This is a genomic window from Streptomyces sp. NPDC005302 (assembly GCF_040607345.1).
Classification (GTDB): Bacteria; Actinomycetota; Actinomycetes; order Streptomycetales; family Streptomycetaceae; genus Streptomyces.
In genome coordinates, this window is the sequence record NZ_JBEXGN010000005.1 from 1 (window position 1) to 13,847 (window position 13,847).

A 13,847-nucleotide genomic window follows, 5' to 3' on the forward strand; every position below is an offset into this window, starting at 1 on the left:
GGGGCCCCCGGCCGGCCGCCGGCCCCCCCCCCCGCCGCCCCCCCCCCCCCCCCCCGCCGCCCCCCCCCTCTCTGCGTGTGCCTCCCCGGACCGGAGGCGGAGGCGGGGGTGGAGCGAACCCGCGATCCGCCGGTGTGACGCGATCCGCCGGTGAGACGCGGGCCGCCGCAGCGGCGCGGGCCCGGCCTCCGGAGAGGTCGGGCCCGCGGTGCTGCTCCGGCTGTCCCGCCGTCCCCGGGGGACGGCTCGCGGCCGTCGTCTAGAACGGCTCGAAGTCGTCGTACTCCTGCTCCGACTCGTCCCGCTCGGCCTGCTTGTCCCGGCGGCGCTGGGCGGAGGGACGCGGAGCCTCGAAGCGGTGGTCCTCACCGCGTCGGCCCAGCATCTCGGCGCCGGCCATGACGGTCGGCTCCCAGTCGAAGACGACCGCGTTCTCCTCGGGGCCGATCGCGACGCCGTCGCCGGAGCGGGCGCCCGCCTTCATCAGCTTCTCCTCGACACCGAGGCGTGCCAGCCGGTCGGCGAGGTAGCCGACGGCCTCGTCGTTGTTGAAGTCGGTCTGGCGCACCCAGCGTTCGGGCTTCTCGCCGCGCACGCGGTAGAGACCGTCCTCCTCCTGCGCGACGGTGAAGCCGGCATCGTCGACCGCCTTCGGGCGGATGACGACGCGGGTCGCCTCCTCCTTGGGCTTGGCGGCACGCGACTGGCCGACCACCTCGGCGAGGGCGAAGGACAGCTCCCGCAGGCCCGTGTGGGCGACCGCGGAGACCTCGAAGACGCGGTAGCCGCGGGCCTCCAGCTCGGGGCGCACCATCTCGGCCAGGTCCTTGCCGTCCGGCACGTCGATCTTGTTGAGGACGACCATGCGGGGCCGCTTGTCCAGGCCGCCGTACTGCGTCAGCTCCTCCTCGATGATGTCGAGGTCGGAGACCGGGTCGCGCTCGGACTCCAGGGTGGCCGTGTCCAGGACGTGGACGAGGACGCTGCACCGCTCGACGTGGCGCAGGAACTCGAGGCCGAGGCCCTTGCCCTGGCTGGCACCCGGGATGAGGCCGGGGACGTCGGCGATCGTGTAGACGGTCTCGCCCGCGGTCACGACGCCCAGGTTCGGGACGAGGGTCGTGAAGGGGTAGTCCGCGATCTTCGGCTTGGCGGCCGACAGGACGGAGATGAGCGAGGACTTGCCGGCGCTCGGGTAGCCGACGAGGGCCACGTCGGCGACGGTCTTGAGCTCCAGGACGATGTCCAGGAAGCCGCCGGGCACACCGAGCAGCGCGAAGCCGGGCGCCTTGCGGCGGGCCGAGGACAGGGCCGCGTTGCCGAGACCGCCGCGGCCGCCTTCGGCCGCGACGAACGAGGTGCCGTGTCCGACGAGGTCCGCGAGGACGTTGCCCTCCTTGTCGAGGACGACCGTGCCGTCCGGCACCGGCAGGATCAGGTCCTGGCCGTCCTTGCCGGAGCGGTTGCCGCCCTCGCCGGGCTTGCCGCTGGTGGCCTTGCGGTGCGGCGAGTGGTGATAGTCGAGCAGCGTGGTGACGGACTGGTCGACGACCAGCATCACGTCACCGCCACGGCCGCCGTTGCCGCCGTCCGGGCCGCCGAGCGGCTTGAACTTCTCCCGGTGTACGGAGGCACAGCCGTGACCTCCGCTACCCGCGGCGACATGCAGCTCGACGCGGTCCACGAAGGTGGTCATGTGGGGTGCCTCCAGCACTTCGGTACTTCTTGTACGTACGGAATGTCTCTTACGTAACACGCGAAAGGCGGACCCTCTTCCCGTGGGGGAAGTGAGGTCCGCCTCGCGAAGAACTCTGTTCTGCGGAGCCTGGGCCCCGAGGCATGGGGTCCGTCCGCGGGGGACGGATCAGCCTCGACGGGACTGGATCAGGCGACCGGAACGATGTTCACGACCTTGCGGCCACGGTGCGTGCCGAACTCGACCGCACCGGCGGCCAGCGCGAACAGCGTGTCGTCCTTGCCACGGCCGACGCTGACGCCGGGGTGGAAGTGGGTGCCACGCTGGCGGACCAGGATCTCACCGGCGTTGACGGTCTGACCGCCGAAGCGCTTCACACCGAGCCGCTGAGCGTTGGAGTCGCGACCGTTCCGAGTGGACGATGCGCCCTTCTTGTGTGCCATGTCTCAGTCCCTACCCTTACTTCGCAGCCGCGGGGATCTCAGTGACCTTGATCGCCGTGTACTGCTGGCGGTGGCCCTGACGACGGCGGTAGCCGGTCTTGTTCTTGTAGCGAAGGATGTCGATCTTGACGCCCTTGTGGTGATCCACGATCTCGGCCTGGACCTTGATGCCGGCCAGGACCCAGGGGTCGCTCGTCACGGCTTCGCCGTCGACAACGAGCAGGGTCGAGAGCTCGACCGTGTCGCCAACCTTGGCAGTGGAAATCTTGTCAACCTCAACGATGTCGCCGACAGCAACCTTGTGCTGGCGACCACCGCTGCGCACGATGGCGTACACGCGGATCTCTCTCTCGCTCGGAACCGAACCCCCGCAGTCCAGCCGCCGGCGGGTGCGAGCGGCCTCTACCAGGGCTCGAAGCGTGTGCGAACACGCCTGGTCCCGGGAGGAATGAGGTTTACGGGGATGTGGCGTGTCAATGGACACGCCGACGGTCCAGGTTACGAGACCGTCCCCACCGGGGTCAAACCGGCCCCGGCTCGGCCGGAGACCGTCGCGACGTACTCGGCGCAGGCCTCCCGGACGCGGTCCGGCGACAGCTCCAGGCGCCGGACCGTGAGCCGGCCGGGCCCGTCCGCGGTGCGAACTCCACGGCCCGTACGAAGGCGCACAGGGCCCGCGCCCCGGGACGCGGCTGCCCGTACCCGGGGCCGGAACCCAGTGTGGGGGCGCCCCCCGGGGGGGGGCCCCCCCACGGGAGGGGGGGGGTGAGCCCCCCGGGGGCGGCGGCCCCCCGCCCCGGGGCCCGACCCCCGGGGGGCCCCCCCCCCCGGGGGGCCACCACACTCAGGTCAGGGGCTGGTTCAGCCCTCGTCGGCCGAGGCCGTGACGGCGGAACCGGTCTGCTCCGCGGCCACGGTCTTCTTCGCCGTGGACTTGGCGGCCGTCTTCTTCGTGGTCGCCTTCTTGGCCGTGGTGGTCTTCTTCGCGGCCGTCTTCTTGGCCGCCACGGTCTTCTTGGCGGCGGCCTTCTTCGCGGGCGCCTTCTTGGCCGCCGTCTTGCGCGCGGTCTTCTTGGCGGCCGGTTCCTCGGCGTCGGCCTCGGCGGCCTCCGTCGCGGCGGGCTCGGCGGCCGGTTCGGCCGCGGCCGACGGGACGACCGTGACGGCCGCCTCCTCGGACGCGGTCGGCGCGGTGGCCTTGCGAACGGCACGGCGGCGCGGACGGGCCGGGGCGGCGCTCTCGGCGGCGGCCTCGGCCACCGGCTCGGGCTGCGCCTCGGGGACCTCGGCGACCGGTGCCGGAGCGGGCTCCGTGACCGTCACCACGGTCTCCTTGGGCGAACCGGCGGGCGCCGACACCTTCCGGGTGGCACGACGGCGCGTACGGCCCTTGGGGGCGGCGTCCTCCTCGACGACGGCGGCCGGAGCCGCCTCGACGGGAGCCTCGACGACCGGCTCGGCGACCGGCTGCTCGGCGGCAGGGGCCTCGACGACCGGGTCCTCGATGGCGGCCGGCTCGGCCTCCGCGGCCTCGCGGGACCGGGCGGCTGCCCGCTCGGCCCGCTCCTCACGGCGGCTCCGCGGAGCGCGCTCCTCGGCCTTCGGCGCACCGGCCGGAGCCGACGCGCGCCGGGTGGCACGGCGCCGCGAACGACCGCGGCCTGCCGCGGCCTCCGCCTCGGCGGCGCTGCCGTACAGCTCCTCGTCCGGCTGGAAGTCGGGCTCGACGGCGATGGGCGCTGCGACCTCGGCGGCGACCTCGGCCTCCGTCTCGACCGTCTCCGGCTCCTCGGCCGTGTCGTGCGTGTCGTGGTCGTGCTCGTGGACCTGCTCGGCGCCACCACGGCCGCGCTTCTTGCGCTTGCCGCCACCGCCGACGGACGTCGGCTGCTCCATGTGCACGATGACACCGCGGCCGTTGCAGTGGACGCAGGTCTCGGAGAACGACTCCAGCAGGCCCTGGCCGACCCGCTTACGGGTCATCTGGACCAGACCCAGCGAGGTCACCTCGGCGACCTGGTGCTTCGTACGGTCGCGGCCCAGGCATTCCAGCAGGCGGCGCAGGACCAGGTCGCGGTTGGACTCCAGGACCATGTCGATGAAGTCGATGACGACGATGCCGCCCAGGTCGCGCAGCCGCAGCTGGCGCACGATCTCCTCGGCCGCCTCCAGGTTGTTCCTGGTGACGGTCTCCTCGAGGTTGCCGCCCTGGCCGGTGAACTTGCCGGTGTTGACGTCGACGACGACCATCGCCTCGGTCTTGTCGATCACCAGCGAGCCGCCGCTGGGCAGCCAGACCTTGCGGTCGAGCGCCTTCATCAGCTGCTCGTCGATCCGGTAGGTCGCGAAGACGTCGACCTCGGAGGTCCACTTCGAGAGGCGGTCGGTCAGGTCGGGCGCCACGTGCGCGACGTAGCCGTGGATGGTGTCCCACGCCTCGTCACCGCTGACGATGACCTTGGAGAAGTCCTCGTTGAAGATGTCGCGGACGACGCGGACGGTCATGTCCGGCTCGCCGTAGAGCAGCGTCGGGGCGTTGCCGCTCTTCGCCTTCTTCTGGATGTCCTCCCACTGCGCCTGCAGACGCTCGACGTCGCGGCGCAGCTCGTCCTCGCTCGCGCCCTCGGCCGCGGTGCGCACGATGACGCCCGCGTCCTCGGGGACGATCTTCTTGAGGATGGTCTTCAGACGCGCGCGCTCGGTGTCGGGCAGCTTGCGGCTGATACCGGTCATGGAGCCCTCGGGCACGTACACGAGGTAGCGGCCCGGGAGGGAGACCTGGCTGGTCAGACGCGCGCCCTTGTGGCCGATCGGGTCCTTGGTGACCTGCACGAGGACCGACTGGCCGGACTTGAGGGCGGACTCGATGCGGCGCGGCCCGTGGGCCATGCCGAGCGCCTCGAAGTTGACCTCACCGGCGTAGAGCACGGCGTTGCGGCCCTTGCCGATGTCGATGAAGGCGGCCTCCATCGACGGCAGCACGTTCTGGACCTTGCCCAGGTAGACGTTGCCGACGTACGAGGTCGACTGCTCCTTGTTGACGTAGTGCTCGACGAGCACGTTGTCCTCGAGGACGCCGATCTGGGTGCGCTCACCGCTCTGGCGGACGACCATCACCCGCTCGACGGCCTCACGGCGGGCCAGGAACTCGGCCTCGGTGATGATCGGGACGCGGCGGCGGCCCTGCTCGCGGCCCTCGCGGCGGCGCTGCTTCTTCGCCTCCAGACGGGTCGAGCCCTTGATGGACTGGACCTCGTCCACGGCGTCGGCCCGCTCGTCCTTCTTGCTTCGGGGCTCACGGACCTTGACGACCGTGCGCTCGGGGTCGTTGTCGCCCGGCTCGCTGTCGCCACCGGAGTCACCGGCGCGACGGCGACGGCGACGGCGCCGACGGCTGCTGCTGGAACCGCCCGACTCCCCGCGCTCGTCGTCGTCGGACTCCTCGGCGTCCTCCTCGACCTGCTCGGCCGTGTCCTCGGCGTCCTGCGCGGCCTGTTCGGCGGCGTCGTCCTCTTCGGCGTAGGCGGCGTCGCCGGACTCGTGCTCCGAGTCGGCGGACTCGCCACGACGGCGACGACGGCCGCCACGACGACGACGGCGGCGGGAGCCCGCGGACTCCTCCTCGCCGTCCTCACCCTCGGCGGTGTCCTCGGCGTCCTCGGGGGACTCCTCCGGCTGCTCCTGGACGTCCTGCGGCTCCTCGGCGGCCACGGTCACCGGCTCGTCCTCGACGGCCCGGCGACGGCGACGGTTCCGGCGGCCGCCGGTGGGCTCCTCGACCGCCTCGGCCGGCTCGGGTGCCTCGACGGGCTCGGGGGCCTCGGTGCTCGCTCCCGCCGCCTCGGCGGCGGCGGCCGCTGCGGCGCGCTCCGGCGTCTGGAACATCGGCTCGGTGAACACCGGCGCCTGGAAGACGGCGACGGCGGGACGGCCGGGACGACGCGATGAGTCGTCGGTCTCCTTCGGCGCGGGCGCCGAGAAGCCGCCCGCGGCCTTGCGGGTGGCGCGACGGCGGCCACGGCGCGGGGCACCGTCCTCGGCAGCCGCGGCGTCCGCCTGGACGGCCTCGGGACGCTCGGACTCCGCGGGCTTGCTCTCGCTGGTCACGGGCGCCTCCACACGCTCGTCGGCGGCGTCGCCCTCGGGCGCGCCGGCCGGGGCGGAGACGCGCCGGGTGGCACGACGACGGGTGGCGCGGCGCGGAGTCGCGTCCTCCTCCGCCTCCACCGTTTCGGCGGGCGCCTCGGCCTCCACGGGGGCGGCGACGGGCTCGGCGGGTGCCGTCACCGTCTCGGCGGCCTCGGCAGCGGCGGGCGCGGCGACCCGGCGGGTGGCGCGGCGGCGCGTACGGGGAGCGGGCTCCTCGACGGGGGCCGGGGTCTCCTCGGCCGCCTGGGCGGCGGGGTCGGCGACGGCCGCGGGGGCGGGCACCACGGTCTCGGCGGCCTCGTCGGCCACCGGTACACCGGCGGGGGCCGAGACACGGCGGGTGGCGCGGCGGCGCGTACGGCGCGGTGCGGCGTCCTCGGTGTCGGCCGCGGGGGCCTGGGCCGCCTCGTCCGTCTCCTCGGCCTCGGCGTCCACGGGGTCCGTGGCGGCGGGGAGGGATTCGTCCGCGACGGATTCGGCGGACGCTACGGCCGGTATGGCCGGCGCGGTGGTCTCGGCCGCGGCCTCGGAGGCGGCGGTCGGAGGACCGGCGGGGCGCGACGCCGCACGGCGGCGGCGCCGCGGCGGCAGGGTGTCGCTGGGGCTGTTGTTGTTGTCGTCGGCGCCCGTGGAGGGCTCGGCGGCTTCGGTCGGCTCGAGCATGCGGGTGGATCTCCCGTCAGGCTCCCGGGCGCCGCGCCTGGTCCGGCAGTGCCGGTGACGTCCGCGGCTCGCGCGATGCGCGGTGCCGCCGTCCGGGGCGCGGGCGCCGCACGGGAGCTCTCTGTGTCCTGTCTCGCCGGTTCCGTACGCCATGTGTGCGTACGGCCTGGCGAAAGTCTTCTGGTGGGGTGCGCTGCCCGACCCAGGTGGCTCCCGGATACGAGGGCTGCGCTACGACGTGCGTCCTTACGCGGACTTCCTTACGCCGACGCCTTCGCGGCGGCAGTTTCGGCGGCCCCTGTGCGATCGGCTGGGGCGGCTGCGACTGCCTCGCGGTCGGGCGCGAGCGGGTCGGTCACCGTGCCGGTCTCTTCATCGAACAGCCCCTGCGCCAGCCTGGTCACCGCAGCGGCGACCGGCGGCGCCAGGTCGGCCACGGCGCGAAGACCGGACAGGACGTCGTCGGGTCGAACGGCAGGCGTCACGTGCCGAACAACCAGCCGCAGTATCGCACAGGGCTGGTCGCTCGGCCTATCAGCCTGGGGACCGTGCGTCCCGGGGACCGTCTCAAGACCCGCCACGGCGCTCCGGGCATCGAACGTCCGTACGCCATTCTTGGTCTTGCGGCTGACCTCGACGGTCTCGGCCGCCGTGAACGCCGCCACCGCGCGCTCCGCCTCGGCCGGTTCCACGCCGTCGAGCCGCAGCTCCCACACGGAAGCGGTGAGCCGGTCGGCGAGACCCGAGGTGCGGGCCTCCACCGCCTCGATGATGTCGAGGCCCGAGGGCATCGACTCGTCGAGGAGCTCACGCAGCTTCTCCGGGTCGCGCGCCTCGGTGAGCGCGATCTCGAGGTACTCCGCCTCACTGCCCGTGCCGGTGGGTGCGGCATTGGCGTACGACACCTTGGGGTGCGGCGTGAACCCTGCCGAGTACGCCATGGGTACGGCGGCACGGCGCAGGGCGCGCTCGAAGGCGCGCTGGAAATCACGGTGGCTGGTGAACCGGAGGCGGCCGCGCTTGGTGTAGCGCAGTCGGACGCGCTGCACCGCCGGAGCGGGAGGCGGGCCTTCGGGCTGTCGCTTGCCCAGTGTCGTTCAGTCCTTCGTGAGTGCGGTCGTACTGCTACCTAGAGTACGTGTCCCGCCCGCGACTGGTTCCCGCGGACCGGGCGGCTCCGTCTCCCGGGGGATGCCGGCCCATGGTTCGGGGGGTGCTGCGGGCCGTGATTCCGGCGCCGCGACGAGCTGCGGCTCCCGGGGTGTGCCGAAGAGCAGACGGCGGAAGTCGCGGGCGGCGGCCAGCGCCTGGCGCGCCGTCCGCCCCGCGCTGCGCGCCGCCTCGGCGGCGGGCTTGAGCACCAGGTCGCGGACGGTGTGCCCGACCGGCGTCAGCACCGTCCGGTAGGCCCAGCGTGCCGGATCCACGAGGGTCCAGCGCAGGAGCCGTCCGAGGAACCGTCCGACGGCGAGCGAGATGTGTCCGGCGACCCGCCACGCGTGTCCGAGGGCCTCGCCGACCTCCCGTCCGACGACGGCGAGGACGCGGCCGGCCGGGACGAGCACCCAGCGCCACAGCGCGAGCGCGGGCAGCACCAGCAGAAGGCGTCCCGTCCAGTAGAAGACGGCGCCGATGCCGAGCAGGATCATCCGGACGACCCATACGAGCCCGGTGAGCAGCAGGGCGACCGCCCTGGCCACGGGCGTGAGGACCCATGTGTGGAGCCATCTGGCCGGCACGACCACCAGGTGACGCGCCAGCCAGGTGACAGCCGTCCAGAGTCCGCCGCCGACAGTGGCCAGGACCAGCCCGATGCCCCTCAGCAGCGCGGCGACCGCGTGCCCGACGGGCGTGAGCAGCCGTGCGTACATCCAGCCCAGCACCACTGCGATCCCGCCGGCGAACCAGGCGAGCACCGCCGCGACCCCGCCGGCGAACCAGGCGAGCACCGCCCCGACCCGGCCGGCGAACCAGACGAGCGCGTGGCCGAGCGGGGTCAGGACGGCGCGGTACAGCCACACCGCCGGCACGACGAGCAGCACCCGTCCCAGCCAGGCCAGCGCGGTGCCGACGGGCAGGACGGCGTACCGCCACAGGGCCACCCACGGCCAGACGAACAGGGCCCGCGCCACCCAGCCGACGACCCGCCCCAGCGGGCGCAGCACGGTGTCCCGGAGAAGCCTTCCCCCGACGACGCACACGTCCCACAGCATGCGCACCGGCACGACCAGCACGAGCACCACGATCCGGACGGGAACGCGGATCGCGACGGCGAGACAGCCCTCGGCCGCCACCCCGGGCGGCCCGGGCGGCCCGGGCGACGTGGCGGGCGGTTTTTCCAGATCCATACCTGCCTAGACGCAGCGACCACCCCGATGGATGCGCCGCACGGGCACTCGGCGCGCGTGCGGCGGCCGATGAGTTCCCGTCGCTCGCGGAGTCTGAGTCTGCGCAAGGGAACGTCGCGTACGAGCTCTGTGAGGGGACCATGAGCGCACTACCACCCGTCGTCGACACGGCGACCTGGGAGAACCGGCTGGAGTCGCTGCGAGCGCGGGAGAAGGCCGCGACGCGGGAGCTCGACGCCGTCGCCGCCGAGCGCCGCCGGCTGCCGATGGTCGAGATGCCCGCGTACACGCTGGAGGGCGCGGACGGACCCGTCCGGCTCGCGGACGTCTTCGAGGGCAAGCGGCAGCTGATCGTCTACAACCACATGTGGTCCGCCGGCCAGGAATGGCAGTGCCCGGGCTGTACGGGGTTCACCTCGCAGTACACCCGACTGGAGTTCCTCGACCAGTACGACGCCCGCTTCGTCGTCGTCACCCAGGGCCCCATCGAGGAGGCGCTCGCCTACAAGGAGCGGGTCGGCAACCGGATGACGTGGTACTCGACGGCGAACAGCACGTTCGGCGCGGACGTCGGTGCCCCGCCCGGCGGCGGCTACGCGGTCAACGTGTTCCTGCGCGACGGCGACACCGTCCACCGCACCTGGCACACCGACGGCCGCGGCACCGAGCAGCTGAGCCACACCTTCGCGCTCATCGACCTCCTGCCGTACGGACGCCAGGAGGAATGGCAGGACTCCCCCGACGGCTGGCCCCAGTCCCCCACCTACAGCCGCTGGGCCGCGTCGAAGGACATCGCGGCGGCCTACGGCCCGGGGACGGGCCACGCCTGACCCAGGCCCGCGCACGACGAGGCGCCCCCCTCCCGTCGGGAAGGGGGCGCCTCGTTCGGTTCCGCGGTCAGCCGGCGCTCAGTGCGCGTGACCGCCCGCCGCAGGAGCGGCGTTCTTGACCGTCAGCGGCAGCAGCTTCTTGCCGGTCGGGCCGATCTGGATGCTCGTGTCCAGCTGAGGACACACCCCGCAGTCGAAGCAAGGGGTCCAGCGGCAGTCCTCGACCTCGGTCTCGTCGAGGGAGTCCTGCCAGTCCTCCCAGAGCCAGTCCTTGTCGAGACCGGAGTCCAGGTGGTCCCAGGGCAGGACCTCCTCGTAGGAGCGCTCGCGGGTCGTGTACCAGTCGAGGTCCACGCCGAAGTCGGGGAGCGTCTTGTCGGCGCAGCGCATCCAGCGCTCGTACGAGAAGTGCTCGCGCCAGCCGTCGAAGCGGCCGCCGTCCTCGTAGACGGCGCGGATGACGGAGCCGATGCGGCGGTCGCCGCGGGACAGCAGTCCCTCGATGATGCCGGGCTTGCCGTCGTGGTAGCGGAAGCCGATCGAGCGGCCGTACTTCTTGTCGCCGCGGATCTTGTCCCGGAGCTTCGTGAGGCGGGCGTCCGTGTCCTCGGCGGAGAGCTGCGGCGCCCACTGGAAGGGGGTGTGGGGCTTGGGCACGAAGCCGCCGATCGAGACCGTGCAGCGGATGTCGTTCTGGCCGGAGACCTTGCGGCCCTCGGCGATCACCTTCATCGCCATGTCGGCGATCTGCAGGACGTCCTCGTCCGTCTCGGTCGGCAGGCCGCACATGAAGTACAGCTTCACCTGGCGCCAGCCGTTGCCGTAGGCGGTGGAGACGGTCCGGATGAGGTCCTCCTCCGAGACCATCTTGTTGATGACCTTGCGCATGCGCTCGGAGCCGCCCTCGGGCGCGAACGTCAGGCCCGAGCGTCGGCCGTTGCGGGTCAGCTCGTTCGCCAGGTCGACGTTGAAGGCGTCCACGCGGGTGGAGGGCAGCGACAGACCGACCTTGTCCTCCTCGTACCGGTCCGCGAGGCCCTTGGCGATGTCGGCGATCTCCGTGTGGTCGGCGGAGGACAGGGAGAGCAGGCCGACCTCCTCGAAGCCGGTCGCCTTCAGGCCCTTCTCCACCATCTCGCCGATGCCGGTGATGGACCGCTCGCGCACCGGACGGGTGATCATGCCCGCCTGGCAGAACCGGCAGCCGCGCGTGCAGCCGCGGAAGATCTCCACCGACATGCGCTCGTGGACGGTCTCGGCGAGCGGCACCAGGGGCTGCTTCGGGTACGGCCACTCGTCGAGGTCCATGACGGTGTGCTTGGAAACCCGCCACGGCACGCCCGACTTGTTGGGCACGACGCGCGCGATGCGGCCGTCGGCGAGGTACTCGACGTCGTAGAAGGCCGGGATGTAGACGTTGCCGGTCTTCGCCAGGCGGAAGAGGACCTCCTCGCGCCCGCCGGGGCGGCCCTCCGCCTTCCAGGTCCGGATGATCTCCGTCATGTCGAGCACGGCCTGCTCGCCGTCGCCGATGACCGCCGCGTCGATGAAGTCGGCGATCGGCTCGGGGTTGAACGCGGCGTGACCGCCGGCCAGCACGATCGGGTCGTCGAGGGTGCGGTCCTTCGACTCCAGCGGGATGCCGGCCAGGTCGAGGGCGGTCAGCATGTTCGTGTAGCCCAGCTCCGTGGAGAAGGACAGGCCGAACACGTCGAAGGCCTTCACCGGGCGGTGGCTGTCCACGGTGAACTGGGGGACCCGGTGCTCGCGCATCAGCTCCTCCAGGTCGGGCCAGACGCTGTAGGTGCGCTCGGCGAGGACGCCCTCGCGCTCGTTCAGCACTTCGTAGAGGATCATGACGCCCTGGTTGGGCAGGCCGACCTCGTATGCGTCGGGGTACATGAGCGCCCAGCGGACGTCGCACTCCTCCCACGGCTTCACCGTGGAGTTGAGTTCTCCGCCGACGTACTGAATGGGCTTCTGCACATGCGGGAGCAGGGCTTCGAGCTGTGGGAAGACCGACACAGCGGTTTCGGCAGACATCTCGCGAACCTTCGTGAGCCGACAGGGGTGACCATCCAGCGTAACGCGGACGGGAAGCCCCTTCGCCCACGGTCGTCCGTCGGCGGACGGTGGACGTCAGACGGACGTCTGCTCCAGCGTCGCCCTCCAGGCCTCCGGCAGGCCCGCCTCGACCGCCGCCGCGCGCTGCTCCTCGCGCCCGTACAGCACGCCGTAGGTGAAGGAGCTCTCCCCCGCCGCGTGGGCCAGGGCCGCCAGTTCCCGCAGTGCCTCACGGGTCATCACGCTGTCCTGGTGGTCGCCGAGGAGGCTCTGGAGGGACTTCATCGCCCTGGCGAGACGGGTGGCCGGCGCGCCCAGTGCGGGGACGGCGGCCTCGGCGGCGTAGCGGGCGCGCTTGGCCTTCTTGCGGGCCTCGTGCACGGCGAGGTCACGGTCGGTGCCGGGCTGCCCGTCGATCGCCTGCGCGACGAGTTCGGAGACCCTCGCGAAGTCCTTGCGGACTGCCTTGGCGATCACCTTTTCGGGGTCCCCGGCGGCGGCGTCGAGCAGCGGCGGGTCGGTCACGAGGGCGTCGAGGGCCGTCAGCAGCGCCAGGTACCGCTTGCCGTCGAGGACGGCGAGCAGGCGACGCCTGGAGCCACCGTGGCGGGCGTGCGCCCAGGTGCGCAGCCGGGTGCGGACGGGCCCGCCGACCAGGGTGCGGGGCAGTTCGGCGAGGGCCTGGGTGAGGCGCTCGGTGAGGACCTCTCGGTCGCGGTCGACGCCGAGTTCGCCGGCCAGCCATTTCAGCTCGTCGCCGATGGGTCCGGTGACGGCGGGGTCGAGGACCTTGGCGTACGAGCCGAAGGTGCCGCGCATGCGGCGGGTGGCGACCCGCATGCTGTGCACGGAGTCGTGGACGTCGCGGCGGACGGCGGGGTCGAGTTCGATGATGGCGTCGCGCTGGGCGCGCAGGTGCGCGAGGACGTGGTCGCCCGCGGTGACGGGGTCCGTCGCGGGGGCCGGCGTCGCCGCGCGCCCGCCCTCCGCTGCCCGCTTGCCTGACCGCTTGCCGGCCCGTCTGCCCGTCTCGGCCAGGGCCTTGGCGAGTTTGGAGGGTGCGGCGGAGCGGTGGAGGCCGGCCTTGCGGAGCTTCTTCTCGACCTTGTCGAGGAAGGCGGGGTCGCCGTCGTCGGCCAGTTCCACCTCGATCTCGGTCCAGGCGGCGGTGCCCCCGCCCCCGTCGAGCCGCTCCGCGCGGACCCGGTCGAGGCTGACCTCGGCGAGCAGCGCGCCGGAGCCGTCGACGAGATGGCGGACGTCGCGGGCGGACAACAGCCGTACGAGGGGGACGAGTTCGGTGTCGCGCACGCGGGAGCGGACGAGGCCGGACAGGACGCGGGGCACGGTGTCGGAGAGGGGCGCGCGGATCTCGTCGCGGACGCCCTCGGAGACGGGGAGTTTGAGGTGCCAGCCGGCGTCCGCGCCGCCGGTGCGGCGGCGCAGGGTGAGGGAGGCGGCGGCGAGGCGCTGGTCGGGGGTGTCGTAGTAGGTGGCGTCGAGTTCGGCGAGGCCCTTGTCGACGACGGCCGCGACTCCCGGGACGCCGCTGAGGTCCGGGAGGCCGTCGGCGCCGTTCTCGGTTGCGGGACCCTCGTACTTGCGCTCGATCTCGCGTTTCGTGTCCGCCATGAACCGAATCTAGACGTGATTC

At 72.8% G+C, this 13,847-nt stretch carries 9 protein-coding genes; 1 reads left to right on the top strand and 8 read right to left on the bottom strand.

Annotated elements, in window-relative coordinates:
- Positions 1-259: 259 nt before the first annotated feature.
- The 6 genes from obgE to ABZT74_RS08790 form a co-directional block, all read right to left on the bottom strand.
- Positions 260-1,696: a GTPase ObgE gene (gene obgE, locus ABZT74_RS08765; protein WP_356434067.1), complete on the bottom strand. Its 1,437-nt coding sequence runs from the start codon at positions 1,694-1,696 to the stop codon at positions 260-262.
- A 188-nt stretch (positions 1,697-1,884) separates the two neighbouring features.
- Positions 1,885-2,139, bottom strand: a complete 255-nt coding sequence (rpmA, locus tag ABZT74_RS08770) for a 50S ribosomal protein L27 (RefSeq protein WP_037618784.1) — start codon at positions 2,137-2,139, stop codon at positions 1,885-1,887.
- A 16-nt stretch (positions 2,140-2,155) separates the two neighbouring features.
- Positions 2,156-2,476 carry a 50S ribosomal protein L21 gene (rplU, locus tag ABZT74_RS08775; RefSeq protein WP_081221565.1) on the bottom strand — a complete coding sequence of 107 codons (321 nt, stop codon included), beginning with the start codon at positions 2,474-2,476 and terminating at the stop codon, positions 2,156-2,158.
- A 524-nt stretch (positions 2,477-3,000) separates the two neighbouring features.
- Positions 3,001-6,951, bottom strand: a complete 3,951-nt coding sequence (locus tag ABZT74_RS08780; RefSeq protein ID WP_356433830.1) for an Rne/Rng family ribonuclease — start codon at positions 6,949-6,951, stop codon at positions 3,001-3,003.
- A 260-nt stretch (positions 6,952-7,211) separates the two neighbouring features.
- Complete coding sequence (locus tag ABZT74_RS08785; protein ID WP_355863450.1) at positions 7,212-8,000, bottom strand: TIGR03936 family radical SAM-associated protein; 789 nt, start codon at positions 7,998-8,000, stop codon at positions 7,212-7,214.
- Positions 8,001-8,048: 48 nt separating this feature from the next.
- Positions 8,049-9,299 carry a hypothetical protein gene (locus ABZT74_RS08790; RefSeq protein WP_356433831.1) on the bottom strand — a complete coding sequence of 417 codons (1,251 nt, stop codon included), beginning with the start codon at positions 9,297-9,299 and terminating at the stop codon, positions 8,049-8,051.
- A gap of 140 nt (positions 9,300-9,439) precedes the next feature.
- Here ABZT74_RS08790 and ABZT74_RS08795 point away from each other — a divergent pair, with 140 nt between their 5' ends.
- Complete coding sequence (locus ABZT74_RS08795; protein WP_356433832.1) at positions 9,440-10,129, top strand: DUF899 family protein; 690 nt, start codon at positions 9,440-9,442, stop codon at positions 10,127-10,129.
- Positions 10,130-10,207: 78 nt separating this feature from the next.
- On the opposite strand, the gene ABZT74_RS08800 is transcribed toward ABZT74_RS08795, so the two are convergent.
- Complete coding sequence (locus ABZT74_RS08800) at positions 10,208-12,172, bottom strand: TIGR03960 family B12-binding radical SAM protein (RefSeq protein ID WP_355863444.1); 1,965 nt, start codon at positions 12,170-12,172, stop codon at positions 10,208-10,210.
- A gap of 96 nt (positions 12,173-12,268) precedes the next feature.
- Complete coding sequence (locus ABZT74_RS08805; protein ID WP_356433833.1) at positions 12,269-13,825, bottom strand: CYTH and CHAD domain-containing protein; 1,557 nt, start codon at positions 13,823-13,825, stop codon at positions 12,269-12,271.
- Between the last annotated feature and the right edge of the window lie 22 nt (positions 13,826-13,847).

Bases quoted from the DNA above. Each gene is read 5' to 3' on its own strand.
- obgE (WP_356434067.1), bottom strand. From the start codon at position 1,696: ATGACCACCTTCGTGGACCGCGTCGAGCTGCATGTCGCCGCGGGTAGC.
- rpmA (WP_037618784.1), bottom strand. From the start codon at position 2,139: ATGGCACACAAGAAGGGCGCATCGTCCACTCGGAACGGTCGCGACTCC.
- ABZT74_RS08780 (WP_356433830.1), bottom strand. From the start codon at position 6,951: ATGCTCGAGCCGACCGAAGCCGCCGAGCCCTCCACGGGCGCCGACGAC.
- ABZT74_RS08790 (WP_356433831.1), bottom strand. From the start codon at position 9,299: ATGGATCTGGAAAAACCGCCCGCCACGTCGCCCGGGCCGCCCGGGCCG.
- ABZT74_RS08795 (WP_356433832.1), top strand. From the start codon at position 9,440: ATGAGCGCACTACCACCCGTCGTCGACACGGCGACCTGGGAGAACCGG.
- ABZT74_RS08800 (WP_355863444.1), bottom strand. From the start codon at position 12,172: ATGTCTGCCGAAACCGCTGTGTCGGTCTTCCCACAGCTCGAAGCCCTG.
- ABZT74_RS08805 (WP_356433833.1), bottom strand. From the start codon at position 13,825: ATGGCGGACACGAAACGCGAGATCGAGCGCAAGTACGAGGGTCCCGCA.